Origin of the sequence: Micromonospora saelicesensis (assembly GCF_900091575.1) — a bacterium.
GTDB classification, from domain to species: Bacteria; Actinomycetota; Actinomycetes; order Mycobacteriales; family Micromonosporaceae; genus Micromonospora; species Micromonospora saelicesensis.
In genome coordinates this window covers 238,020-263,508 of the sequence record NZ_FMCR01000008.1, presented here as the reverse complement: position 1 = coordinate 263,508, position 25,489 = coordinate 238,020, and the positions used below count along the sequence as shown (strand labels likewise).

The 25,489-nt window shown below is 71.6% G+C and carries 21 protein-coding genes; 9 read left to right on the top strand and 12 right to left on the bottom strand.

Annotation, left to right across the window (positions count from 1 at the left end; all coding sequences use genetic code 11):
• Positions 1-88: 88 nt before the first annotated feature.
• Positions 89-739 (top strand): NAD-dependent epimerase/dehydratase family protein, encoded by a 651-nt coding sequence (locus GA0070561_RS29605; RefSeq protein WP_091408089.1) that lies wholly within the window; start codon positions 89-91, stop codon positions 737-739.
• A 3-nt stretch (positions 740-742) separates the two neighbouring features.
• Here GA0070561_RS29605 and GA0070561_RS29600 read toward each other — a convergent pair whose 3' ends face one another.
• On the bottom strand, positions 743-1,921 hold the full coding sequence (locus GA0070561_RS29600; RefSeq protein WP_091407898.1) for a trans-sulfuration enzyme family protein: 1,179 nt from the start codon (positions 1,919-1,921) through the stop codon (positions 743-745).
• Positions 1,922-2,004: 83 nt separating this feature from the next.
• Between GA0070561_RS29600 and GA0070561_RS29595 the strand changes: the two genes are divergently transcribed.
• Together GA0070561_RS29595 and GA0070561_RS29590 are read left to right on the top strand one after the other, a co-directional pair.
• A complete protein-coding gene (locus GA0070561_RS29595; RefSeq protein WP_091407895.1) occupies positions 2,005-2,484 on the top strand; it encodes an Lrp/AsnC family transcriptional regulator in 480 nt (159 codons plus the stop codon).
• A gap of 72 nt (positions 2,485-2,556) precedes the next feature.
• On the top strand, positions 2,557-3,567 hold the full coding sequence (locus tag GA0070561_RS29590; RefSeq protein ID WP_181539494.1) for an LLM class flavin-dependent oxidoreductase: 1,011 nt from the start codon (positions 2,557-2,559) through the stop codon (positions 3,565-3,567).
• A 200-nt stretch (positions 3,568-3,767) separates the two neighbouring features.
• Here GA0070561_RS29590 and GA0070561_RS29585 read toward each other — a convergent pair whose 3' ends face one another.
• A complete protein-coding gene (locus GA0070561_RS29585; RefSeq protein ID WP_091407892.1) occupies positions 3,768-6,014 on the bottom strand; it encodes a rhamnogalacturonan lyase family protein in 2,247 nt (748 codons plus the stop codon).
• Between the two features lie 316 nt (positions 6,015-6,330).
• Between GA0070561_RS29585 and GA0070561_RS29580 the strand changes: the two genes are divergently transcribed.
• Positions 6,331-7,770, top strand: coding sequence for a pyridoxal-dependent decarboxylase (locus tag GA0070561_RS29580; RefSeq protein WP_244166487.1), 1,440 nt, complete (start codon positions 6,331-6,333; stop codon positions 7,768-7,770).
• A 529-nt stretch (positions 7,771-8,299) separates the two neighbouring features.
• Here the strand turns inward: GA0070561_RS29580 and GA0070561_RS29575 are convergent.
• Positions 8,300-9,292, bottom strand: a complete 993-nt coding sequence (locus GA0070561_RS29575; RefSeq protein ID WP_091407887.1) for a sulfite exporter TauE/SafE family protein — start codon at positions 9,290-9,292, stop codon at positions 8,300-8,302.
• Between the two features lie 365 nt (positions 9,293-9,657).
• Positions 9,658-10,122 (bottom strand): RrF2 family transcriptional regulator, encoded by a 465-nt coding sequence (locus GA0070561_RS29570; RefSeq protein ID WP_091407884.1) that lies wholly within the window; start codon positions 10,120-10,122, stop codon positions 9,658-9,660.
• A 292-nt stretch (positions 10,123-10,414) separates the two neighbouring features.
• Here GA0070561_RS29570 and GA0070561_RS29565 point away from each other — a divergent pair, with 292 nt between their 5' ends.
• Positions 10,415-11,083: a YceI family protein gene (locus GA0070561_RS29565; RefSeq protein ID WP_091407882.1), complete on the top strand. Its 669-nt coding sequence runs from the start codon at positions 10,415-10,417 to the stop codon at positions 11,081-11,083.
• A gap of 116 nt (positions 11,084-11,199) precedes the next feature.
• Here GA0070561_RS29565 and GA0070561_RS29560 read toward each other — a convergent pair whose 3' ends face one another.
• From GA0070561_RS29560 to GA0070561_RS29545, 4 genes are all read right to left on the bottom strand, one after another.
• Entirely contained in the window at positions 11,200-12,084 is an 885-nt protein-coding gene (locus tag GA0070561_RS29560; RefSeq protein WP_091407879.1) for an acyl-CoA thioesterase, read from the bottom strand.
• On the bottom strand, positions 12,081-13,529 hold the full coding sequence (gene pyk / locus GA0070561_RS29555; RefSeq protein WP_091407877.1) for a pyruvate kinase: 1,449 nt from the start codon (positions 13,527-13,529) through the stop codon (positions 12,081-12,083). The genes GA0070561_RS29560 and pyk overlap by 4 nt, the downstream gene beginning before the upstream one ends.
• A gap of 270 nt (positions 13,530-13,799) precedes the next feature.
• On the bottom strand, positions 13,800-15,182 hold the full coding sequence (locus GA0070561_RS29550) for an FAD-binding oxidoreductase (protein WP_167362526.1): 1,383 nt from the start codon (positions 15,180-15,182) through the stop codon (positions 13,800-13,802).
• Positions 15,183-15,314: 132 nt separating this feature from the next.
• Entirely contained in the window at positions 15,315-15,677 is a 363-nt protein-coding gene (locus GA0070561_RS29545; protein WP_091407872.1) for a YciI family protein, read from the bottom strand.
• Positions 15,678-15,919: 242 nt separating this feature from the next.
• Between GA0070561_RS29545 and GA0070561_RS29540 the strand changes: the two genes are divergently transcribed.
• Complete coding sequence (locus GA0070561_RS29540; protein WP_091407870.1) at positions 15,920-16,792, top strand: aldo/keto reductase; 873 nt, start codon at positions 15,920-15,922, stop codon at positions 16,790-16,792.
• 109 nt (positions 16,793-16,901) lie between these two features.
• Here the strand turns inward: GA0070561_RS29540 and GA0070561_RS29535 are convergent, their stop codons facing one another.
• The 3 genes from GA0070561_RS29535 to GA0070561_RS29525 form a co-directional block, all read right to left on the bottom strand.
• Positions 16,902-17,294 (bottom strand): effector-associated constant component EACC1, encoded by a 393-nt coding sequence (locus GA0070561_RS29535; protein WP_091407867.1) that lies wholly within the window; start codon positions 17,292-17,294, stop codon positions 16,902-16,904.
• A gap of 14 nt (positions 17,295-17,308) precedes the next feature.
• Positions 17,309-19,513, bottom strand: a complete 2,205-nt coding sequence (locus tag GA0070561_RS29530) for a M48 family metalloprotease (protein WP_091407865.1) — start codon at positions 19,511-19,513, stop codon at positions 17,309-17,311.
• A 174-nt stretch (positions 19,514-19,687) separates the two neighbouring features.
• Positions 19,688-20,482 (bottom strand): esterase/lipase family protein, encoded by a 795-nt coding sequence (locus GA0070561_RS29525; RefSeq protein ID WP_091407862.1) that lies wholly within the window; start codon positions 20,480-20,482, stop codon positions 19,688-19,690.
• A 204-nt stretch (positions 20,483-20,686) separates the two neighbouring features.
• Between GA0070561_RS29525 and GA0070561_RS29520 the strand changes: the two genes are divergently transcribed.
• On the top strand, positions 20,687-22,045 hold the full coding sequence (locus GA0070561_RS29520) for a pentapeptide repeat-containing protein (RefSeq protein ID WP_141710488.1): 1,359 nt from the start codon (positions 20,687-20,689) through the stop codon (positions 22,043-22,045).
• A 67-nt stretch (positions 22,046-22,112) separates the two neighbouring features.
• Here GA0070561_RS29520 and GA0070561_RS29515 read toward each other — a convergent pair whose 3' ends face one another.
• Complete coding sequence (locus tag GA0070561_RS29515; RefSeq protein WP_181541376.1) at positions 22,113-22,694, bottom strand: TetR/AcrR family transcriptional regulator; 582 nt, start codon at positions 22,692-22,694, stop codon at positions 22,113-22,115.
• A 220-nt stretch (positions 22,695-22,914) separates the two neighbouring features.
• Between GA0070561_RS29515 and GA0070561_RS29510 the strand changes: the two genes are divergently transcribed.
• Both GA0070561_RS29510 and GA0070561_RS29505 read left to right on the top strand, forming a co-directional pair.
• The gene (locus tag GA0070561_RS29510) at positions 22,915-24,381 is read left to right on the top strand and encodes an MFS transporter (protein WP_091407855.1); all 1,467 of its coding nucleotides are present in this window, start codon (positions 22,915-22,917) and stop codon (positions 24,379-24,381) included.
• Positions 24,382-24,486: 105 nt separating this feature from the next.
• Positions 24,487-25,473, top strand: a complete 987-nt coding sequence (locus tag GA0070561_RS29505) for an SEC-C metal-binding domain-containing protein (RefSeq protein ID WP_091407851.1) — start codon at positions 24,487-24,489, stop codon at positions 25,471-25,473.
• The last annotated feature ends 16 nt before the right edge of the window (positions 25,474-25,489 follow it).

Sequence of the window (25,489 nt, the reverse complement as noted above, 5' to 3'; positions counted from 1 at the left end):
CGGATCACGCCAGCCGTGGCAGCCTGGCTGACGCGCGGCCGGGTGGCCGGGTGGCCGGTGGCAGTGGTTGGCGACAGGGGTGGATCTGATGCGGGTGGTTGTCTTCGGTGCGACCGGGATGGTCGGTCAGGGCGTGTTGCGCGAGTGCCTGCTTGCCGATGACGTGCGGGAGGTGCTGACGGTCGGTCGGCGGCCGACCGGCGCGCGGGATCCGAAGCTGCGGGAGTTGACGGTCGCGGACGTGGGCGAGTTGGACGCGGTGCGGGCCGAGCTGACCGATGTGGACGCGTGTTTCTACTGCCTGGGGGTGTCCTCACTGGGTCTGGATGAGGCCGCGTACACGCGGGTCAGCTACGACTACCCGATGGCGGCGGCGCGGTTGTTCGCGCAGGTGAGCCCGCAGGTCACCTTCGTCTACGTCTCGGGTCAGGGGACCGATTCGTCGGGTCAGGGTCGGGTGATGTGGGCGCGGGTCAAGGGGCGTGCCGAGAACGCGATCATGGATCTGCTGCCCAACGGTTACGCGGCGCGGCCGGGGTTCATCCAGCCGACGTACGGGGCCGTGTCGAAGACGCGGTGGTACCGGTTCGGGTACGCGGTCACCCGTCCGCTGTTTCCGGTGCTGCGCCGGTTGCTGCCGAATCAGGTCACCACGACCGACGGGATCGGTCGGGCGATGGTGCGGGTGGCCCGGGAGGGTTCGCCGGTGCGGGTGTTGGGCAACCGCGAGCTGCGCTGAGGGTCAGGCGATCGTGTCGAGGGCGTGGGCCAGGTCGGCGCGCAGGTCTTCGGGATCTTCGAGGCCGACCGAGAGGCGCAGCAGGGCGGCAGCGGGTTTGGCGTCGCCCTCGACCGGCCGGTGGGTGAGTGAGGCGGGGTGCTGGATGAGGGTGTCCACGCCGCCGAGGGACACCGCGTGGGTGATGAGGCGGCAGGCGCCGGCGACGGCGGCCGCGGCGGGCGCGCCGCCGCGTACCTCGAAGGCGAGCAGGCTGCCGGGTCCGGACATCTGCCGCCCGACCAGCGCCGCCGGGTCGTACACCGAGGGGTGGTGCACCCGGTGTACGGCGGGGTGGTCGGCGAGCCAGCCGGCGAGTTTCTCGGCGGTGGCCTGTTGGGCGCGGACGCGCAGCGGCAGGGTTTGCAGGCCGCGGTGCAGCAGGTAGCCGCCGAGGGGGTGCAGGATCGCGCCGGTGACCGCGCGGACCTGGCGTAGGCGTACGGCCCAGGTGTCGTCGCAGGCGACGACGCCGGCGAGGACGTCGCCGTGTCCGCCGATGCTCTTGGTGGCGCTGTGCAGGACGAGGGTGGCGCCGTGGCGGGCGGGTTGTTGCAGTACGGGGGTGGCGACGGTGTTGTCGACCAGCAGTGGGATGTCGCCGGCCGCGGCGGCGAGGGCGGCGATGTCGACCAGGTCGAGGGTGGGGTTGGCGGGTGTCTCGACGATGACGAGTGCGGTGTCGGGGCGGATGGCGGCGGCGACTTCGTCGGGGCGCGTCCAGGTGACTGTGGTGCCGAGCAGGCCGGTGGCGAGGACGTGGTCGGTGCCGCCGTAGAGGGGTCGGACGGCGACGACGTGTCGGCGGTCGTCGCGGGCGGCGGCGAGCAGGGTGGCGGTGAGGGCTGCCATTCCGCTGGCGAAGGCGACGGCCTGGGTGGTGCCTTCCAACTCGGCGAGGGCGGTTTCGAAGCGGGCGACGGTGGGGTTCCAGAGCCGTTGGTAGACGGCGCCGCCGTCGGCGGGGAGCGTGCCGCCGGTGGCGAGTTGCTCGTACGCGGCGCCGCCGTCGTCGACGGAGGGCAGCGGGTTGGTGGTCGACAGGTCGATGGGTGGTACGTGCACGCCGAGGGTGCGCAGGTCGTCGCGGCCGGCGTGGACGGCCCGGGTGTCCATCGTTGTCATGGCGGTAGCGTCGAACATCTGGCGGCTGAAGGGCAACGGTTCGGCAGATGATTCTGTGAATCGGGTTTGTTTCCGTGCTGGGTTCGGGCGAGGATGGTGCAATGCCCCCTGAGCCGAATGATCTGCGGCCGCACCCGGCCCTGGATGAGGTGGACCGCGCGATCCTGACCGAGCTGGCGGCGGACGGACGGCTGCCGAACAATGCCCTCGCCGAGCGGGTGGGTGTGGCGCCGTCGACGTGCCTGACGCGTACCCGGGCGTTGCGCGAGCGCGGTGCGATCCGTGGTTTTCACGCCGAGGTGGATCCGGCGGCGCTCGGTCTGCCGTTGCAGGCGTTGGTGTCGGTGCGGTTGACAGCGCACGAGCGGGCCGCGGTGGACGCGTTCCGGGCCCGGTCGGTGCGGCTGCCGGGGGTGGTGTCGGTGTTCCACGTGGCCGGTGCGGAGGACTACGTGCTGCATGTGCGGGCGGCGTCCGGCGACGCGTTGCGGGACTTCGTGCTGGACCATCTGGCGGTGGACCCGGTGGTGCAGCACACGCAGACCAGTCTGATCTTCGAGCAGGCGCGCGGGATGGGCTGAGCGGCGGGTGAGGTGGCCGACGAAAACCCGTATGCCGGAACAAAGCCGGCCGGTGTCGGGTTGGCTGACCGTGTGATCACCGTACCGTTGTCTGTTCTTGATCTTGCCCCGGTCGCCAAGGGCACCACCGCTGGCGCGGCGCTGCAGGCCACCACCGAGTTGGCCCGCCGCACCGAGGAGTTGGGCTACCACCGGTTCTGGGTGGCCGAGCACCACAACATGCCGGCGATCGCCAGCTCCGCCCCCGCGGTGCTGCTGGCACACCTGGCGGCGAACACCTCGACGATCCGGCTGGGGTCGGGTGGGGTGATGCTGCCCAACCACGCGCCGCTGGTGGTGGCCGAGCAGTTCGGCACCCTGGAGGCGCTGCACCCGGGTCGGATCGACCTGGGCATCGGGCGGGCGCCGGGCACCGATCAGGTGACCGCGCTGGCGTTGCGGCGCACCATGGAGGGCCTGTCGGCGGAGGGTTTCCCGCGCGAGCTGACCGACTTGATGAACTACTTCAGCGGGGAGAAGCCGGGGCAGATCATCGCCACGCCGGGCCGCGGTGAGCAGCCGGCCGTGTGGCTGTTGGGCTCCAGCGGTTTCAGCGCCCAGCTCGCCGGCCTGCTCGGTCTGCCGTTCTCCTTCGCGCACCACTTCAGCTCGCAGAACACCCTGCCGGCGTTGGCCCTGTACCGGCAGAACTTCCGGCCGTCGCAGTGGCTGGACAAGCCGTACGCGATGGTGGCGGTCAACGCCGTGTGCGCGGAGACCGACGAGCGGGCCGAGTGGTTGGCCGGGCCGAGCGCCCTGTCGTTCTTGAAGTTGCGCTCCGGGCGGCCGGAGCCGCTGTCCACCCCCGACGAGGCGGCGGCCTACCCGTACTCGGAGATCGAGCGGGAGTTCATCGTGGCGCGCCGTGACGGCCAGGCGATGGGCTCGCCGGAGACGGTGCGTCGGCAGCTGACCGACCTGGTGGAGCGCACCGGCGCGGACGAGCTGATGCTGACCACGCTGGTGTACGACGTACAGGACCGGGTGCGGTCGTACGAATTGATCGCCGAGCAGGTGGCGGGCGGTCTACGCCGGAGCGCGTGAAACACGATCTTCACGTCAGCGTCACCCCGCCGACCCGGACGGTGCCTAATGTTGGTGCCGGTGGTGGTACGGCATTCCCGGTCGGGACGGGTTGGGAATGCCGCGGTGTGGCGCACCGGGCCGGAGCTGAGCGGATTCCGCGGCTGCGGCCCGGTGCCTGCCACCTTAAGCGACCCCACTCGGGACCGCCAGAGGTTGCATCAACGTAGGTGGATGTCTGGCGTGGGTGGGGTGCCCATTCCGTTGCCGATGAAGAACCCCGGGTGCGGCGGTTGGTTGTAGGCGGTGTTCTGCCACGCGATCGCCACCCGGTACTGCGGGTCGTGCATCAGGGTGTAGATCCGGGTGCTGGTCAGGGTGGGTGTGCTGTAGATGCGCAGCGCCCGGCTGTCGGTGGTTCGCCAGATCACCTCCTCGCGCCAGTCGCCCAGGATGTCGCCGGAGAGCGCCGGCGTGGACTTGGTGCCGTTGTTGGATGCCACCCCGCTGCCGTCGAGCAGCCGGGTCTCACCGCCGGTGCCGTACTTGTCGATCTTCGTGCCGTCGAGCAGTTCCCGCACCGGGTCGCCGTCCCACCAGGCGAGGAAGTTGGCCGAGGACGGCTTGCGCCCGACGTTCTGCCCCCTGGTGTTGGCCAGTCCGGCGACCGCTGACGACCACGACTCCGCACCGGGGCTACCCGCCCAGATGTCCGCGGAGACACCCCGGCCGTTGTCGCCGGACGCCGTCGTGGACCAGAGGACCTGACCGGTACGGGCGTCGGCGAAGTAGGAGCTGGGCTTGCTGGCGTCCTCGTCGACCTTGAACACCTCCAGGCCGGCGCGGCCCGGGTCCAGGTCCCCGACGTGCAGGGCGTCGCCGTGGCCGTTGCCCGTCGAGTGGAGCAGCCGGCCGTTGTCGTCGATGGTGGCGGCCCCGTACACGATCTCCTGGCGACCGTCGGCGTCGACGTCGGCCACGGAGAGCTGGTGGTTGCCCTGTCCGGCGGCGGCGCCGTTGCCGGAGGAGTTCGAGTCGAACGTCCAGCGCCTGGTGAGCGTGCCGTTGCGGAAGTCCCAGGCGGCGATCACCGCGCGGGTGTAGTAACCCCGGGCCATGATCAGCGAGGGGCGCTGCCCGTCCAGGTACGCGGTGCCGGCGAGGAAACGGTCCACCCGGTTGCCGTACGAGTCGCCCCAGGACGACACGGTGCCGCGCGGCGGGTCGTAGTTGACGGTGGAGGCGACCGCGCCGGTCTGCCCGTTGAACATGGTCAGGTACTCCGGGCCGGAGAGCACGTAGCCGCTGGAGTTGCGGTGGTCCGCCGACGACGAACCGATGAGCTGACCGGTGCCGGAGCGGGTGCCGTCGGCGGTCTTCATGGCCACCTCGGCGCGGCCGTCGCCGTCGTAGTCGTACACCTGGAACTGGGTGTAGTGGGCACCGGCCCGGATGTTGCGGCCCAGGTCGACCCGCCACAACCGGGTGCCGGTCAGTGTGTACGCGTCGACGTAGACGTTGCCGGTGTAGCCGGACTGCGAGTTGTCCTTGGCGTTCGACGGTTCCCACTTGAGCACGATCTCGTAGTTGCCGTCGCCGTTGAGGTCACCGACTGAGGCGTCACTGGCGCTGTACGAGTAGCTCTCGCCGCTGGGGGTGCTGCCCCCGGCCGGGACCTGCAACGGCACATCCAGGTAGCCCGCGCCGAACTGCAACGCCGGTGGTGACGCCGCCTGCTCGGCGCCGCCCACCACGGCCCGCACGGTGTACGCCGAGCCGGCCGCCGCGCCACTGTCGAGGTAGTTGGTGGCGCCGGTGATCGGGCTGGCGTTGACCCTGGTGGATCCCCGGTAGAGGTTGAACGCCACCCCGGAGGTCTCGGTGCCGAGCAGCCGCCAGGAGACCAGGTTGCCGCTGCCGGAGCGGACGCTGACCAGCCCTCGGTCCAGCTTCTCCATCTGCACCAACCCGGCCGACGGCGGAGGCGTGGTCGGAGGTGGCGTGGTCGGTGGCGGGGTGGTGGGTGGCGGGGTGGTCGGCTCGTCGGTGGGTGGGGCGCCGGTGCAGGTGGTGCCGTTGAGCGCGAAGCTGCCCGGCACCGGGTTGCTGCCGGTCCACGAACCGTTGAAGCCGAACGAGGCGCTGCCGTTCGTGGCGATGGCGGTGTTGTGGTCGACGTTGCGCGCGGTGACCTGGGCGCCGGACTGGGTGACGGCGGCGTTCCACGCCTGGGTCACCTGCTGGCCCGCGGCGTACGACCAGGTGACGGCCCACCCATTGAGCGGGTCGCCGAGGTTGGTGACTGTGACGTTGGCGCCGAAGCCACCCTGCCACTGGTTGGTGATCTGATAGTCGACCCGGCAGCCGACGGCGGCGGCCGAGGCGACGACCGTGCCGAGGGTGCCGGCCACGACGGTGGCCGCTGTCGTGGCGGCGAGCAGGATCAGCCGATGTCTGGACGGGTGCATGCACTGCCTCCGGGGATCCGGTGATGATCGCTACGACCCACCGGCCCTGCCCGGGAAGCACAGTGGACCAACCCACCGCGACGGCGGCGGACGGCGATCTGATCGGGGTGAAACGCCCTGGAACTCACGGATCCGACTCACCGCGCATCGTAAGGCAAGCGCTTTCCACCACGCAACATCGATCACCGTCGCTTTGATTGCGCGTCTCGCTCTTGCCTCGGTGGCTCTCGCTCTTGCTCGGTGGGGTCACGCTCGCTCTTGCCTCGGTGGCGTCTCGCTCTTGCCTCGGTGACCGATGCCTGATCAACTCGTCCAGGTGAGCGCTCACCACATGGATCCCGCCGAATTCCGTCGCGCCGGCCACGCCGTCGTCGACTGGATCGCCGACTACTGGGCGACAGTGGAGCAGCGACCGGTCGCCCCGGCCGACCCACCGGGCACAGTGGCCGCCGCACTGCCCAGCGAGCCACCCACCACCGGCGGCGAACCGGTCGAGGCGATCCTGGCCGACCTGGACTCGATCGTCGTACCGGGGCTGACCCACTGGCAGCACCCGGGCTTCTTCGGCTACTTCCCCGGCAACACCTCCGGCCCGAGCGTGCTCGGCGACCTGGTCAGCTCCGGGCTCGGCGTCCAGGGCATGCTCTGGGCCTCCAGCCCGGCCTGCACCGAGCTGGAGACGGTGATGATGGACTGGTTGGCCCACCTGATGGACCTGCCACAGCGGTTCCGCTCCACCGGCGCCGGCGGTGGGGTCATCCAGGACTCGGCGTCCTCGGCGACGCTGGTGGCCACCCTGACCGCACTGCACCGGGCCAGCGGCGGCCGCTGGCGGCAGACCGGCATCGACCGGCGCTACCGCGCCTACACCTCCGTCCACGGTCACTCGTCCATCGAGAAGGCGGTACGGATCGCCGGGCTGGGCAGCGACGGAATCCGTTCGATCGAGGTGGACCCGGACACCCAGGCGATGCTCCCCGGCGCGCTGCGGGCCGCCATCGAAGCCGACCTGGCCGCCGGTGACGTACCGGCCATCGTGGTGGCGACCATCGGCACCACCTCCACCACCGCCGTCGACCCGCTGCCGGAGATCGGGGCCATCTGCGCCGAGTACGGAATCTGGCTGCACGTGGACGCCGCGTACGCGGGAGCCGCCGCCGTCTGCCCCGAACTGCGGTGGACGCACGCAGGCCTGGAGTACGCCGACTCCTACTGCTTCGACCCGCACAAGTGGCTGCTCACCGGCTTCGACTGCGACGCGTTCTGGGTGGCCGACCGCGCCGAACTGATCGAGGCGCTGACCGTACTGCCGGAGTTCCTGCGCAACGCGGCCTCCGAATCCGGCGCGGTGATCGACTACCGGGACTGGCAGGTGCCGCTGGGCCGGCGGTTCCGGTCCCTCAAGCTGTGGTTCGTGCTGCGCTGGTACGGCGCCGAAGGGCTGCGGGCGCACATCCGCTCCGGGGTGGCGCTGGCCGAACGGTTCGCCGAGCGGGTCCGCACCGACGGCCGGTTCGAGCTGGCCGCGGCGCACCCGTTCTCGCTGGTCTGCTTCCGACTACGCGCCGACGACGACACCAACGCGGCGTTGCTGGCCTCGGTGAACGCCACCGGACGGGTGCACCTCACGCACACCCGCGTCGCCGGCCGCTACACGCTGCGGCTGGCGGTCGGTTCACCCCAGACCACCGAAGCGCACATCGACGAAGCCTGGACCCTGCTCTCCGAGGCAGCCAACACCCTGCTCACCCGCTAACCCGCCGTAGCCCCGCCCGCTCCCCCACACCTCCGCACCTCACGTTCCCCACGCCCCCGCGCCCCCGCGCCCCGCGCCCCGCGCCCCGCGCCAAGATCTGAGCAACTTCCCGGATGTTGCTGCCTCCGAGGCGCGAGAAACAGCAATATCCCTGATGTTGCGCGGATCTTGACGACGAACACCATGCCCGGCCGACCAGGGGCAGGGTTCAGGGCGCCCACCGCCGCCAAGGTCGCGCTCGAACCTGGATGTAGTGGCCACGAAGCACCAGGAAACCACTACATCCAGGATGTTGCGCGATCCTGACGGCGGTGGACACGACGCAAGGCACGCCACGAGGCATGACGTATCTGGACGGGACCGGAATGGGCGACGCCCGCAGCCATCAAGATCACGCTCGAACCTGGATGTAGTGGCCACGGAACACCAGGAAGCCACTACATCCAGGATGTTGCGCGATCTTGGTGACTCGACCTCGGCGATGACGACGTTTGACCGGGCATCGGCTGGTGGGTGGGCCAACGGGGGTTCAGCGTGGGGTGGGCGTACCCGTTGCGGCCAGATCGGCCGGGACCTCGCCGGCGGATGCAGCGTCGGAGGCCTCGGTGGGCACACCGCCAGCGGTGGCGGGAGCAGCGGTGGCGGCTTCGGCGCGGGCGCGGGCGCGGCGGGTCCGGCGTAGGGCGCGTACGGCCAACACCAGGGCGGCCAGCCAGCCGGCGGCGAGCAGGGCGTACAGGGCGGGGCGGGCCGGACCGTCCAGTTCGGCGGAGCGCATCAGGGTGCGGGCGTTGGTCAGCAGGATCACGCCGCCGACTGCCGCGCCGAGCAGTTGGGCGGGCACGATTCGCACCAGCCAGGCGGCCAGCGGGGCGGCGATGAGCCCGCCGATGAGCAGTGCGGCGACGGTGGGGAGCAGGAATCCCTCCGAGCCCAGCCCGATCAGGAAGCCGACGCTGGCCGCGCCGGCCACGACGAACTCGGAGGTGTCCACGGAGCCGATCACCTTGCGGGGTTCCATGCGACCGGAGACCAGCAGCGCGGGGGTGGCCACCGGGCCCCATCCGCCGCCGCCGGTCGCGTCGACGAAGCCGGCGACCAGGCCCAGGGGGCCGAGGAAACGACCGCGGAGCCGTCCGCCGACCCGGTCGGTGCGCAGTGGTCGGGCGAAGCGGATCAGGAGGTACGCGCCGAGCGTGAAGAGGATGCCGGCCATCCACGGTGCGGCGGCCTCGGTGGAGATAGAGCTGAGCAGTGTGGCGCCGGCGAAGGCGCCGACAGCGCCGGGTAGGGCGATGCGGGTCACCACCCGCCAGTCGACGTTGCCGAACCGCCAGTGCGCGACCCCGGCGGCGAGCGTGGTGCCGATCTCGGCCAGGTGCACCGAGGCCGAGGCGGCGGCCGGGGCGACTCCGGCGACCAGCAGCAGAGTGGACGAGGTCAAGCCGTATGCCATGCCGAGCGAACCATCGATCAGTTGCGCGACGAGCCCGACCAGAGCGAGGACCAACAGCTTGCGCACGAGCGCCCCCAGACTTTTCGGCATCTCCTATCGACTTGGTCGACAATGCGGGATGGGGCAGCCAGGGTCAAGCCCCCGATCGGTGGATGGGACGCGGCCGGCGGTGCGCCGGCTCAGCGGCCCGTGGCGCAGGGCCGCGAACCGAGCGGCGGCAATCCAGGCACGCAGGGGCAGGAGCCAAGTGACGCCCAGCCGGATAACGAGCCGGGCCGCAGGGACAGGGACCAGATGACGCCAGGCCGGAGAACCAGCCGGCACGCAAGGGACAGGGACCAGATGACGCCAGACCAGAGGACCAGCCGGCAGCCAGGGACAGGAGCCCGGGTCAGCGACAGGTGATGTGGGGCCGGGAGGCGAGCCGGCGCTCAGATCCAGGCGCGCGGGTCGGCGGCCAGCTCGGTGACCCGCGCGGGCAGGGTGCCGGCGGCCACGTCGGCGACGCTGACCAGTTCCAGGATTTCGCGCTCGCTTGCCCGTAGCGCGATCCAGACTTCCTGGAGGGCGTGCGCCGGGCCGTGGTACCCGAGCTGCTCGGGGCGTTGCCCGCGTACGTGGGCGAGGGGCCCGTCGATCACCCGGATGACCTCGGCGAGGGAGATCTCCTCGGCGGGGCGGGCCAGCCAGTAGCCGCCCTCCGGGCCACGCTGGGCGTGCACGATGCCGCCCCGGCGCAGCTGGAGAAGGATGCTCTCCAGGAACTTCGGCGGGATCTCCTGGGCGCGGGCGATCTGGTCGGCCGTCACCGGCCGGCCGCGCCCTGGGCCGCTGGCCGTCGCGGCAAGCTCGGCGGCCGCGCGGAGGGCATAGTCGACCCGGGCGGAGAGGCGCATGTCGGCAAGGTTAGTCGCTGGTCAACCGGGCGGGCGGGCGACCCTCGGCCGATCAGCCACGCGTCGATGGGAAACGGCCCCGCTGGCACCGGTCCGGGCCGCCGGGCGGGACCAATGAGCGGCCGCCGGTAGGGACCGGTGAAGTACGTCATGATCCACCGCACGGTGGCGGCCGAAATGCCGTTCCGGAGCGTCCCTATGCTGGGCGTGACTACGAATGTCTGGCCGTTTACCGGGCCGCCAGCAACATATTGATAAACACCCGGGTGCCGCTCGGGGGGAAGGCAACACGATGACCGATATCGCGACACGCACCTGGGACGGCATGACCATCCCGGCGGCCGGCACCTATCTTCTCGATCAGGCGCACAAGCGGATCGGTTTCCTGTCCCGGCACATGATGGTGAGTCCGGTGCGCGGCGAGTTCGCCGAGGCCACGGCGGAGATCTTCGTGGCGGAGGACCCGCTGCTCTCCTCGGTGACGGCTACCATCATGTCGGCCAGCATCACCACCGGGAGTGTCGACCGGGACACGCATCTGAAGAGTGCCGACTTCCTCGATGTGGAGCGTTTTCCCACCCTCGAATATCGAAGCACCGGTATCAAATGGCGGGGCAACGAGGACCCCATATTCCAGTGGGCGCGTCTGCGCAACCATCGGTTGGGTGGACGAGGCCGAAGTCACATTGTTCCGCCGCAGTCCGACGGTATTCCCGGACGATTCGTCCTCACCGGTGAGTTGACCGTGAAGGGGATCACCCGGGCCGTCGACCTGGAGGTGAATTTTGGTGGTGCTCGTCAGGATCCGTACGGGCAGAACATCTTCGGATTCAGCGCGACGGCCGAGATGAACCGTGAGGACTACGGCCTGCTCTGGAATGTCGTCCTGGAGAGCGGCGGGGTGCTGGTCGGCAAGTCGGTGCAGATCGAGATCGCCGGCGAAGCCATCCACCAGGCCTGAAGCACATCATCCCCGCCAGTTGCCTGGCGGGGACGAGCGACACTGGCTGGCGTAGACGAGAGACACCTGGCTGGTGGGGACGAGCGACGACTACCTGGCGGAGATGAGCCGGAGCGTCAGGCGCCGACGCGACGCAGCAGACCCTCCTGGACGGCGCTGGCGATCTGCCGGCCGTCCGTGGTGAACATCCGGCCGGTGGCCAGCCCGCGGGCGCCGGACGCCGACGGGCTCAGGCAGTCGTAGAGGAACCACTCATCGGCCCGGAACGGGCGGTGGAACCACAGCGCGTGGTCCAGGCTCGCGCCGACCAACCCGCCCGGCCCCCACACCTCGCCGTGCGCGGAGAGCACCGAGTCCAGCAGGGTGAGGTCCGAGGCGTAGGTGAGCGCGCAGGCGTGCAGCAGGGGATCGTCGGGCAGTTTGCCGTCGATGCGCATCCAGACGCGCTGGTGCGGGTCGGCGGGCCGGTCGCCGGGGCGGACCCAGCCGGGCTCGCCCACGTAGCGCACGTCGATCGGTCGTGGGATCTGACCCCAGATGCCCAGCCGCTCCGGGTAGCGGGAGAGCCGGTCGGTCATCGTCGGCACCTCCTGCGGCGGGGGCACGTCCAGCGGGGCCGGGGCCTGGTGGTCCAGCCCCTCCTCGGCCCGCTGGAACGACGCCGACATGAAGAAGATCGGCTTACCGTGCTGGAGGGCGACCGCGCGGCGGACCGAGAAGGACCGGCCGTCGCGGATGTTCTCCACCTCGTACGCGATCGGTTCGACCGGGTCGCCGGGGCGGACGAAGTAGCCGTGCAGCGAGTGCACGAACCGCTCCGGGTCGACGGTGCGGCCGGCGGCGACCAGGGCCTGACCGGCGACCTGGCCGCCGTACACCCGTTGTGGGCCGACCGGGGGGCTCATCCCCCGGAAGGTCATCTCCCCGGTCGGGTCGAGGTCCAGCACTTCCAGCAGTTGGTCCACCGCCGCCTGGCCGACCGCGACCCGACCGTCGCTCACTGCAGGGCCCGCGCCGACGCGGCGTCGACCAGCGAGCCGAGCTGGTGTACGCGCAGCGTGTTGGTCGAGCCGGGGGTGCCGGGCGGGCTACCCGCCACGATCACCACGTAGTCACCGGGGTTGGCCCGGTCGAGGCCGAGCAGCGCCTGGTCGACCTGGCGGAACATGTCGTCGGTGTGCTGCACGAACGGCATCAGGAAGGTCTCCACGCCCCAGGTGAGGGCGAGCTGGTCGCGCACCTCGGGGACCGGCGTGAAGGCCAGCAGCGGCAGGTCGCAGTGCAGGCGGGACAGCCGTCGCACGGTGTCACCGGTCTGCGAGAACGCGACGAGCGCCTTGGCGTTGATGGCCCGGGCGATCGACGAGGCCGCGACGGTGAGGGCGCCACCGTGGGTACGCGGGTCGTGCTGCAACCGCGGCACCCCGATGGAACCGGCCTCGGTGGTCGTCACGATCTTGGCCATGGTGCTGACGGTGAGCACCGGATACTTGCCGACGCTGGTCTCGCCGGAGAGCATCACCGCGTCGGCGCCGTCGAGCACCGCGTTGGCGACGTCGGAGGCCTCCGCCCGGGTCGGGCGGGAGTTCTCGATCATGGAGTCGAGCATCTGGGTGGCGACGATGACGGGCTTGGCGTTCTCCCGGCACAGCTGCACGGCGCGCTTCTGCACCAGCGGGACCTCGTCCAGCGGCATCTCGACACCGAGGTCACCGCGGGCGACCATGACGCCGTCGAAGGCCAGCACGATGGCCTCCAGGTGCTCCACCGCCTCCGGCTTCTCGACCTTGGCGAGCACCGGCCGGAAGACGCCCTCCTCGGCCATGATGTTGTGGACGAGCTTGATGTCCTCGGCGGAGCGGACGAAGGAGAGCGCCACCAGGTCGACGCCGAGACCCAGGGAGAAGCGCAGGTCCTCGGCGTCCTTGTCCGACATGGCGGGCACGCTGACCGCCACGTTGGGCAGCGACACGCCCTTGTTGTTGGAGACCGGGCCGCCCTCGGTGACGAGGCAGCGGATGTCGTTGCCGGTGACGTCGGTGACCTCGACGGCGACCCGACCGTCGTCGATCAGCAGTCGGTCGCCGGGCTTCACCTCCTGCGGCAGCTTCGTGTAGGTGCAGGAGACCCGCTCCTTGGTGCCGATGACGTCGTCCCCGGTGATCACGACGGAGTCACCGGTGCGCCACTCGTGCGGGCCGTCGGCGAACCGACCGAGACGGATCTTGGGGCCTTGCAGGTCGGCGAGGACGGCGACCGGCTTACCTGTTGCCTCCGACGCCTCCCGGACCAGTCGGTAGACCGCCTCGTGGTCGGCGTGACTGCCGTGGCTGAAGTTGAGCCTCGCCACGTTCATGCCGGCCTCGACGAGACCCCGGATGCGCTCCGGGGACGAGGTGGCGGGACCAAGAGTGCAGACGATCTTCGCGCGGCGTGTCACGCCCATCAGGCTAGTCTCTCCTTCAGGTCGGACTCGGGGCCGACCCCTTGCAGGCAGCGGAACAGGTGTCCAACGACGCGCGGTGCGCGTCGGGCCGGCGGGCGGAACCGCACCGGGAACGTTGTGGCGACGGGCATCAGCGACCGCGCGCCGGGAATCGTACGCCTCCGTCGGCGTGCGCTGTCGGGGTGCTCCCGGCGGCGGCTCACTCCGGGTGCCCCGAGGGCGGCAGGCGACGCCGCATTTCGGGTGCCCCGGGGGGCCGCAGGCGACGGCTCATTCCTGGTGCTCCGGTGGCGGCAGGGTGGGCACCGCGTGCAGCAGGTCGCGGGGGTCGTAGCGGCGCTTGGCCCGGCGCAGCCGCGCCCAGTTCGGGCCGTAGGCGAGCCGGACCCGGTCGGTCTCCTCGGGGGCGAGCAGGTTGGGGTAACCACCGGGCAGGGCGTGCGGGGCGAGCGCCGCAGAGGTCCGCTCGGCCCACTGGCGGTGCGGACCGGCCTGGTCGCCGGGAGCCCACACCGCGATGATCTCGGCCATCAGGTGATCGGTGCGCAGCCCGAACGCCGTGTCGCCGGGTCGGACCCGGGTGGCCGCGCCGTGGAAGTGGTGCACGGCCAACGCGGAGAACGGTGAGGTGACCTGCCGGGCCGCGTCGACGAGCGTGTCCACCGCGCCGTCGGTGAGCGCGGGCAACCACCGGGTACGCAGCAGATAGTGGTTGCCGTCGACCATCCCACCGTCGAACATCCGCAGCGCGTCCGCGTACGGCATCGGGCCGATCTGGTCGACCAGCGGGGTGCCCAACGCGCGCAGCCGGTCCATCCACGGCGCCCCGGCGTCCAGGTCGGGGCCGCTGTAGAACGGGCAGACGAAGATCACCGGCTCGCCGGCCGGGCCGGGCAGGAAACCGGCCATCACGGTCAGCTCGTCCGGTGCCTCGGCGACCAGCGCGCCGTAGCCGCGCAGCACGGCCGGTGCCTCGGAGAGCGCGAACATGATCATGCCGGCCAGCACGCCGGGCAGCCGGTGCGCGCGGAAGCGCAGCTCGGTGACGATGCCGAGGTTGCCACCACCGCCGCGCAGCGCCCAGTACAGCTTGGCGTCGTGCCGGGGGTCGGCGGTGACCCGGCGGCCGTCGGCGAGAACCACCTCCGCGCCGAGCAGGCTGTCCACTGCCAGACCGAACCGGCCGCACAGCGGGCCGTACCCGCCGGCGAGGGTGAGCCCGGCCATCCCCACGGCTCCGACCACGCCGGTGGGGACAACCAGGTCGTACGGGCGGGCGGCGGCGAGCAACTCGGCCGCCGTGGCGCCGCCGCCGATAATCACCGTGGCCGCGTCCGGGTCGACCCGAACGGTGCGCAGCCCGGTCAGATCGAGCGCCAGAGCGCCGTCGCGCAGGGCCCGGCCGGCCCAGTCGTGTCCTCCGGAGCGGACCGAGAGGGGCAGGTGGCAGCGGGTGGCGATGCGGACCGCCTCGGCCACCTCGTCGGAGTCCTGGCACCTGGCGACCAGCGCGGGCGTGCGGGCCACCGCGCCGTTCCAGAGCCGGGTGGTGACGGCGTAGCCGGGATCGCCCGGCTCGTGCAGCCGGTCGCCGAGCAGAGCACGCAGTCGGGCGGCGGCCGACGCGACATCGGGGGTGGCGGCGGAGATCATGGCGACTCCTCGACCGGGGCCGACCCACGACACCGGGTACGCCCCGGCGGCGGCCCGCGCAGGGCGCGACCGTAGCACCGGCAGGCGTGCGAGCGCCGTCATCATCACGACAGCCACCGATGGACCGGTGGCTCAGCTGCCCGCCTTGACCAGCGGGAACTCCAGGGAACCGGCCGGGCAGAGGAAGGTCAGCACCTCCACCCGGTAGAGCCCGGCCTGCACCGCCGGGTCGGCCTCCAGCACGCTGCGGACATCGTCGACGCTGCCGGTACGGGCCAGCCCGAAGCCGATCGGCGGATCCGGCTCGCGCGCCGGCCCGTCCACTGAGCCGGCGACCAGGACGATGCCGCGTCGCTGCAACGCCTGCATGTGTTCGGCGTGCTCGGCCTGCAACCGCTGCACGGTCTCCGCGGGCAGGGCCCGCCCGGCCGCGCCGGGATAGATCACGATGCACTCGTACGTGTCGAGCGCGAAGTTGACCTGCGGCACTCCCATGGGTGCTCCCTCCGCCGTCGCGCCGGAACGCACCGGCTCCGGCCAGCGTCGCACGGACACCCCGGTCGTACCGGGTGCTTCCCGGCAACTCGGTTCGGCGCGCTGACGGCGTGTCCGCGCCCACACTCGGCCGACCGGCGGCATGGCGGCGGGGTTCCGGGGGATGATCCTTCGGTGGTGGGTGGGCTCTTCACGCCCGCGCTGTCCACGCCCGCCACGACGAGACGATTGGGGATCGGGCAATGGCGACAAATATCAGTGAGCAGCCCGCGAAGGCGTCCGGCACGTACCGGATCGGTGGCGACGTCACAGTCAACCGGCTCGGCTACGGGGCCATGCAGATCACCGGCCCGGGTGTCTGGGGTGACCCGAAGGACCCGGCCGAAGCGGTTCGCGTGCTGCGCCGTGCGGTCGAGCTGGGCGTGACGTTCATCGACACCGCCGACTCGTACGGGCCGTTCGTCTCGGAGTTGCTGATCCGGGAGGCGCTGCACCCGTACGCCGATGACCTGGTGATCGCGACCAAGGCCGGGCTGAGCCGCTCCGGTCCCGGCGACTGGCGTGCGCTGGGCCGCCCGGAGTACCTGCGCCAGCAGTGCGAGCTGAGCCTGCGTCACCTCGGCCTGGACAGCATCCCGCTGTACCAGTTGCACCGGATCGACCCGAAGGTGCCGCTCGCCGATCAGCTCGGTGAGCTGGCCCTGCTGCGGGAGGAAGGCAAGATCCAGCACATCGGGCTGTCCGAGGTGAGCGTCGCGCAGATCGAGGAGTCCCGGGCGATCACCACGATCGCGTCGGTGCAGAACCTGTACAACCTCGCCAACCGCAGCGCCGAGGACGTGCTGGAGTTCTGCGAGCGCAACGACCTCGCGTTCATCCCGTGGTTCCCGATCGCGACCGGTGAGCTGGCCCGCCCGGGCGGCCCGCTGGACGCCATCTCCACCGCGCACGGCGCGTCGCCCGCGCAGCTCGCGTTGGCCTGGCTGCTGCGTCGCTCGCCGGTGATGCTGCCGATCCCCGGCACGTCCTCGGTGGCGCACCTGGAGGAGAACGTGGGCGCGGCCGACGTGCGGCTCACCGACGACGAGTTCGAGGCGCTCGCCAAGGCGAGCTGACCCGCCGATCCGGACGCCGTCGGCTCAGCCGGCGGCGTCCGAAACCGGCTGCCGGGCGGCGTCGGTCAGCCGGCGGCGGCGCCCGGACCGGGCTCTCGGGTGGCGTCGGTCAGTCGACGGCGTCCGGACCGGGCTCCCGGGCGGCGCGTAGCGCCTCGGTCGCCTGGGCCAGCAGGCGGGCGGAGTCGGTCCGCCCGCTCACCTGCAACTCCACTTCGGTGTCCCCGGTCTGGATCCGGATGCTGGCCTCGGTGCGCTGCTGGTCGACCCAGGACTGCAACAGGTTGAACAGCCCCGGAAGTAGCCCCTGGGCGAGCACCGCGATGATCACCGCGTCGCTGAAACCCGGACGGCCCCCGCCGCTACCGGCCGGGCGGACTCCCGGCCGGTACTCGGGGCGGCGGTGGATCCAGGTCAGCAGGTCGACCGACGGAGGCTGCCGCTGCCGGGGGTTGATGGTCAGCCGGACGGGCAGCCGGGCTGCGGTGTCGCTGTCGGTCACGGTCTGTCTCCCGGTCAGTCGGCGGCGGGTCGGAAGGTCACGTTGTCCCCGTCGGCGGTGGCGACGCCCGCGACGGTGAACGCATTGTCGTCCTTGAACGGTGAGCTGCCGCCGAAGTAGGTGGTCGTGCCACTGGCCTCCACCCTGCCCTGGGTCTCGGTCGGGGTGGAGACCTGGGCGCTGGCCGGGCCGGTGAGTTCGACGGCGAGCTTCGGGTACTCCAGGATCTTCCAGGTGATCTTCTGGACGGAGCCGCCGTAGTAGCGGAACGGGCAGCCCGGCGGGGCGGCGACGGTCTGCTTGGCGCACTCGTCCAACCAGGTGCGTACCCGGGCCTCGACGGCCTCGATCGCCGCCGGCTTGAGCACCGGAGCCAGTTGCAGGACGGCGGCGGTCTCCCCCGGGTCCACCAGCACCGTCGTGCTCGGCGTCTCGCTGAGCGCACTGGACGGGCCGGTCGCGGTGTAGCCGCCGGGCAACAGCACCACTGGCGGGCCCTCGGTGGCGACCGGCAGTTCCACCCCGTTGAGCCGTACTCCGGGGTCGGCGATCGCGGCGTTGAGCTGGGTCGGCCCGCCGCTCAACCGCCAGCCGTGGAACAGCCCGGCGGTGGTCTCGTCCTCGCGGCGCAGGGTGAGGGTGGCGGTCTCCCGCGCGTCACCCAGCCGGTACGCCACAGTGGCGGTGGCGGTGTCGCCGTCGCGCTTCAACGAGCTGATCTCGACGTCGGTCGGCGGTTGGTAGCCCTTGCCGCGCAGCAGTTGCGCGAGCAGCTTGGTGTCGGCGCCGCTGCCCTGGTCGGTCAGGTAACCGAGCGCGGCGTCGCTGTCCCGGTCGGCGAGCGCGGAGAAGTAGCCGTCGATCGCCGCCTGGGGGCGGAAGAACGCCCACTGCACCACGCCGAGCCCGCTGGTGCCGAGACAGGCGACCAGGGTGAGGGCGCCGACCAGCAGCCAGGTGCGGCGGGTGCCGACCGGGCCGGAGGGGTTGAACAGCCCATCGACGGTGACGGGCTGGGTCGCCCCGGCGGGCGCGCCGGCCAGCGACGCCCGCTCCAACGCGTCGAGCCGCAGCTCGTGCGGCGGGTGGGTGGCGCAGACCGCCTCGTCCCAGCCGCTGCGGCCGGTCTCGAAGGACAGCCGCCGTTCCAGGATGCGCCGCAGTCCGTCGACGTGCCCGGTGAGCACGGCGCCGAGGTCGGCCCGGTACTCGGCGGCCCGCACGTCGCGGGCGTGCAGCGGCAGCACCACGTACCGCATGGTGAGCAGCACCGGCCAGAAGAACACGAAGACCACGAAGTTGGTGCCCGGGTGCGGGAACGTCCGCATCAGCCAGGTCGGCAGGGCGTGCGCGAGGGTCAGCGGCAGGCCGACGCCGCGGACGAAGGCGCTGGTGATCTCGTCCCCGGTCCGCCAGTGCACCAGCTCGTGGCTGAGCAGCGCGGCCACCTCGTCATCCGGTTCGGTCAGCACGGCGGTGGTGACCACCACGTGTCGGGCGTACGTGCGGGCGTTGCTCAGGACCGGGTCGTCCTCCATGAGCAGCCGGGGCACGCTGGGCAGACCGAGCCGTCGGGCGCAGTCATCGAGGATGGGGCGCAGCCGCGCGTCCTCGCGGCGGCTGGGCTGGCGCGCACCCGAGACGACCAGCAGCCGCGGTTCGAGCAGTACCCGGTAGAGCGTGTAGAGGACCCCGATCAGCGCCGCCGCGACGACAGTGCCGATCAGGCCGGTGAGCAGCGCGAAGGGCTCGTCGGCGACGCCCAGCCAGGGCAGCGCCAGCACGACGAGGAAGCCGACCAGGAAGCCGATCGCGAAGCCGGCCACGCCGCCGAGCACCCCGCCGGAGCGGGTCAGGAACGCCTCGATCAGAGTGCCGATCAGCGGGGCGTCGCGCAGCACCTGGGGCACCTGGTCGTTGGCGCCGGACCCGATGGCGAAGAGCCCGGCGATGGCGAACGCGAGACCGCCCCAGAACGCGACGAGCAGCGCGATCGGCAGGTAGAACCAGGTGGCGAGGAACGCGCCGAGCACGCCGCGCCAGTCCCGCAGGATTCCGGCCCGCAGCCAGACCAGCGCGCTGGGGTAGCCCGGTGGTCTGGCGGCGAACCCGCCGGTGGGCGGCGGGGTGTCGGCCGACGGCGGTTGGGCGGCCCGGACGTCGAGCTGCGGCACGGTCGGCGGGGTGTTCTCCGGCGGCACGGTGGGCGGCTCGGTCATGAGCGCTGCTCCCTCTCGGAGGATGGTGTCCACTGTCGGGAATGGACAGCCGGAGCAGGCTATCGAGGACCTCTGATGCCTGAAACCCCGTTTCCCACGAACGTCGCGCACCCGACACTCACCGTCGCGGATCCGGTGCGGCGGTCCCCTCCGGGACCACCGCACCGGACCGGATCAGAGCGCGAGGCAGTTGGGTCGCACCGGGCCGTCGACCAGGGCGCCGCGCACGATGGTGTACGCCGTGCCGTCGAGCACCAGACCGAGGTGCCCCACCACCCGCAGCGGGCAGTACGACTGGATCAGCACGTTCGTCGCACCGTCGTTGACGGCGGCGTTCCCGGTCGGCCGGACCAACTCGTCCTGCAAGGTGCGGATGGTGGTGTAGCGGACCGCGCCCGGGGTGTCGTCGCCGGCGTTGAGGTCGGCGAGGAACGCCGAGCCGATGCTCATCTGCTGGCAGGCCACGATGCCGGCGCAGCTGCCCAGGCCCAGGAACGCCACGATGTTGGCGACGTACGTGCCGTACTGCGGTGTGCCCAGGCTGACGTAGCGACCGACGGTGGCGGTGCCGCCGAGCCGCTTGAGGTAGTACCGGCTGACCAGGCCCCCTTCGGAGTGGGCGACGACGTCCACGCTCGCCGCGCCGGTGCTGGCGCGGACCTGGTTGACGTAGCCGGCGAACGCGCGGGCCGAGGTGGGGATGTCGCCGAGGCCCAGCCCGGGTAGCTGGTAGATGAAGGTGCGGTAGCCGTCGGCGCGCAGGCGGGCGGCGATCGGCTCGTACGCGACGGCGACGCCGCTGAGCCCGCCGACCACGATGACGGGGTTGGCCGCCGCGGCGGCGAAGGGTGTCGTGGGGGCGGCGGTGGCCGGGGTGGGATCGGCGGGGGCGGCGGTCGCCGTAGCGGTCGACGCGAGCAGCGCGGCGGTGGCGAGGGCCAGGACGAGGGCGGTCTTTCGGAGCAGCATGGCTGCACCTCCGGGGGGAGGCGCCCGGCGAACCGGGCAGGTGGGTGGGGGTGTCCGGTCGACCGTGCGACGATCATCCCCGTAACAATTCAGAAACGTCAATGACTTGTTACGCGCCGGTAACCCGTTGTTCCGACGGAGGCGTAAACGGTCATACCGTCACGCTCCATATCGGACACCAAATCTGCCTGGCATGCTGTGGCCGTGGCTGTCGACGAACCCACCGAGCGCGAGCTGCGGGTCATGCCGTGGTGGCTGGTCCTGGTCGGCCTGCTGGTCGCCATCGCCCTGGGTTGGCTGGTGCTGGACCTGCTGCTCACCGAGGCCGACCGGGCCAGCCAACCGGACACTCGCGCCACGCTGCGCATCGACGCGATCCGCACCGGCCTGACCGTCGTCGCGGGCACCGGCGGAGGGCTCGCGCTGCTGCTGGCCGCCCGCCGCCAGTGGATCGCCGAACGCGCCCAGCGGCACCAGGAGACCGTCGCCGCACGGGACCAGATGCACCGGGACCGGGTGCAGGCGCACGCCGAGGCGGTGGCCGACGCCGCACAGCGCCACCAGGACCGGCAGTCCGGGGCCGCCGAGCACGACGCGGCGGAGCGCCGACTGACTGAGCTCTACACCCGGGCGGTCGAGCTGCTCGGCAACGACAGCGCGGCGGTACGCCTCGGCGGCCTGCACGCGCTCGAGCGCCTCGGTCAGGACAACCCCGGGCAGCGCCCGACGATCGCGGCGGTGCTCTGCGCGTACCTGCGGATGCCGGCGCCCGACGGCGAGCCGCGCGAGACGGAGGTCCGGCGCAGCGCGCAGCGCGTGCTCACCCGGCACCTGCGCGCGGACGACGCGGCGCACTGGCCGGAACTGAGGCTCGACCTGGCCGGCGCCACGCTCGTCGACTTCGACGCCGCCGGCTGCACGCTCGTCGACGCGAACTTCACCGAAGCGGTGTTCACCGGTACGACCACCTTCGCGGGCGCGACGGCGCGGGGGCGGCTCCTGCTCGGGGCGGCGACATTCGACGAGGCGGTCTTCGAGGGGCTCGCGGCCGACGGCGAGGTCATCCTCGACGACGTTCGCGTCGGCGGTGGGGCCAGCTTCGACGACGCAGCGTTCTCCGACGGCCTGTCCTGTCGGCGAGCCAGCTTCGCCGGCCCGACCTCGTTTCGCCGGGTGACCTTCGGTCAGCCGACCAGCTTCGACGCCACCCGCTTCGAGGACACCGCCACGTTCCGGGAGGCCGTCTTCGACGGCGCCCTGTCGATGGAGCACACCGAGTTCGGCCGGTCGGCCAACTTCCACTCGGTCCGTTTCACGAACATGGCGCTGTTCCGCTGGACGGTATTCGGCGCGGAGGCGCTGTTCGACCGGGCCCGCTTCGTCGACGCCGCGAACTTCGGCCGGGCCCGGTTCCACAGCATGGTCAGCTTCCGCGACACGCAGTTCAGCCGGCCGCCGCAGGTCGAGCAGGCCCGGGCGGTGGCCGATCCCGGCCACCGCTGGCCGGCGGACACGACCGTGGAACGCCTCGACGACGAGTGGCTGCTGCTGGTCGACCGCTGACCGGGCGGACGGGAGTCAGCGCGACGCGGTCGGGACGGTCGTCAGCGTGGCGTGGCCGGCGGGGTCGTCAGCGCGGCGTGGCTGGTGGGCGCAGGCCGTCCAGGGCCACGCCGAGCACCCGGTCGCGCTGCTCGGGGGACGGGAACTGGGCCATGGTGAGGCCACTGATCAGTCGCACCACGTCGTCGAAGCCGATGTCGTCACGGACGACGCCGGCGGACTGCGCGCGGCGCATCAGCGGCTCACCGGCCGAGAAGATCTCCGTCCGGCAACTGGTGAAGATCTCGGAGTCACGCAGCAACTGCTCGGCCAGCGCTCGCTTGGTGGCGACGTACGCGACGAAGCGGTGCAGCCAGGCGACGAGCGCGTCCCACGGTGGCAGCTCGGCCAGACCCTCGGCGGAGTGGCACAGCTCCCGGACCTCCTCGACGTAGACGGCCTCGAACAGATGCCGACGGGTCGGGAAGTTGCGGTAGAGCGTGCCGATGCCCACGCCGGCCCGACGGGCCACGTCCTCCAGCGAGGCGGCGGCCCCGTTCTCGGCGAACGCCTCGCGTGCCGCCGCGATCAGGGCGTCGTAGTTACGCCGCGCGTCGGCCCGCTTGGGCCGCTGGGCGAAGACCTCGGGCGCCTGCCCCGCGCTGGTCATGACGTGCGTCACCTCACCCTGGTTGCATCCGGAGGCACCCCTCCGCTAACTTAGTGGAGGCACCCCTCCGGAATCCCGGAGGCCTGCCTCCGGTTAGCTTACCTCGGGACCCGCCCGATCGCCGCCTGGCCACCCCGATCGCCCGGGCCCGACAAACCACCCGTCGAAGACGACGGACGACAAGCCTTCATTCCCGTACGTAATCAGGGAGTTTTCTCTCGTGGCAGTGACCTCCCGACGCGGCTCGCGTCGGCTCACCTTCACCGTGCTCGCGGCCGGCGCCGGGTTCTTCGCGATGCTCCAGTCGCTGATCACCCCGGTGCTGCCGACCATCCAGCAGGACCTGCACACCTCCCAGAACACAGTGACCTGGGTCCTGACCGCCTACCTGCTCAGCGCGTCGATCTTCACCCCGATCCTCGGACGCGTCGGCGACATGGTCGGCAAGGAGCGGATGCTTGTCGTCTCGCTCGCCGCCCTCGCCCTCGGCTGCCTGCTGGCCGCCATCGCGCCGAACATCGGCGTCCTCATCCTCGCCCGGGTCGTCCAGGGCATCGGCGGAGCGGTCTTCCCGCTCTCGTTCGGCATCATCCGCGACGAGTTCCCGGCCGCACGGGTGTCCACCGCGGTGGCCGCCATCTCGGCCATCGTCGCCGTCGGCGGTGGCCTGGGCATCGTCCTGGCCGGCCCGATCGTCAGCACGCTGGACTACCGCTGGCTGTTCTGGATCCCGATGATCGTGGTCGGGCTGACCGCCGTGGCCGCGCACCTGTTCGTGCCCGAGTCGCCGGTCCGTACGCCCGGTCGCATCGACTGGCGCGCCACAGTGCTGCTCTCCGGCTGGCTGGTCGCGTTGCTGCTGCCGATCAGCCAGGGCGCCACCTGGGGCTGGACCTCCGCCTGGGTGCTCGGTCTGCTGGCTCTGGCCGTGGTGCTGCTGGTCGGCTGGCTGGTCACCGAGCTGCGGTCCAGCAACCCGCTGATCGACATGCGGATGATGCGCCTGCCCGGCGTCTGGACCACCAACCTGGTCGCCCTGCTCTACGGCGCGTCGATGTTCTCCGTGTACGCGTTCCTCCCGCAGTTCCTGCAGACCCCGACCGCCGCCGGTTACGGCTTCGGGGCGAGCATCAGCCAGGCCGGTCTGCTCATGCTCCCGATGGTCAGCGCGATGTTCGTCGCCGGCGTCATCGCCGGGCGACTCCAGGCCGTCTTCAGCGCCAAGGCGCAGCTCGCCACCGGTGCCACCTTCAACGTGGCCGCCTCCGCGATGCTCGCCACCGCGCACGACACCCGCTGGGAGGTCGCCATCGCCGGTGGCCTGGTCGGCCTCGGCATCGGCCTGGCCTTCGCATCGATGGCCAACCTGATCGTCGCCAGCGTGCCGGCCAGCCAGACCGGCGTGGCGACCGGCATGAACGCCAACATCCGCACCATCGGCGGCGCGATCGGCGCGGCCGTGGTCAGCGGCGTGATCACCGCGCACCCGCAGGCCAACGGCCTGCCCCGGGAGGCCGGCTTCACGATGGGGTTTCTCGTCCTCACGGCGATCGCCCTGGCCGCCGCGCTCGCGGCCCTCGCCGTCCCGTCCGCCCGGCGGACGTCGGCCGGTCGCCGGCCGTCCGCCGCGACGATCGTCGAGTCGGAGCTAGCCGGCGAGTTCGCCACCATGCCGGCGACCCGCTGAGGGAACGTGTCGCAGCCCGGGCGGTTCGCCGCCCGGGCTGCTGCATGTCCAGGAGTACGCTGGCCGCTCCCCCACCCACCGACCGTCGTCTTTCAGGATGCGCCCATGTCCGAGTTGCTGACCGCCGACCGCATCGAAGAGATCGGCGCCCTGGGCGTCGAGAGCCCCGACCCGGCCGCGCTCGTCGCCGAACTGGTGGGTGCCGTCGACGAGGGGCGTGTCGCGGACCCCGACGACACCGGGTACGCCCTGCTGGTCGCCGCGGACATTCTGGAACAGGCCGGTGACCTGGCCGACGCGCTCGCCCTGGCCACCCGTGCCATCGCCGAGCAGCCGGACGACAACGCGTACGCGCGAGCGGTGCGCGGCGGTCTGCTGCTGCGCCTCGACCGCTCGGACGAGGGCATGGCCGAGCTGACCGCCCTGCGTCCGCTGTTGGAGACCGACCCCGTGGCCACGTACCTGGTCGACGAGCTGGCCGAGTCCGGCCACGCCGACACGGCGCTGGAATGGCTCACCGGGGCACTGGACGCCATCCTGGAACGGACCCGCACCCAGCAGCACGACTCCGAGGACGCCCAGGACGAGGCCGCGGCCATGATCTACGGCCTGGCCCAGCGGCGGCACGACCTGCGCGAAGAGCAGGGCCTACAGCACGACGAGTACGACAACCTCGCCGACCGGCTGCGTGCCGCGAGCACCCACGCGCTCGACGCCCTCGACGACGGCCCGGCGACACTGCTGTTCTGGCCGCAGGCGGAGTTCACCGCGCTGCTGCTGCGCTGGCCCGCTCTGGTCGACAGCTACCCCGCCACCTGGGACGAGCACCGCGCCCAGATCGAACGCGCCCTCGTCGACGCTTCCGGGATGGGCGGCGCCGACCTGGGCGTGGTCGTCGGCACGGTCGTCGACCTGGCGGCCTTCGCCGAACGCACCGACAGCGACCCCACCAGCGAGGAAACCCTCGACGAGTACGCCGACAGCCTCGACGAGTCGGGCGTGACAGCCTGGCCGCCCGGCCGCAACGACACCTGCTGGTGCGGGTCCGGCGCCAAGTACAAGAAGTGCTGCCTGCCGCGCTCGCGCGGCTGATTGTCTCGGGCGCTCA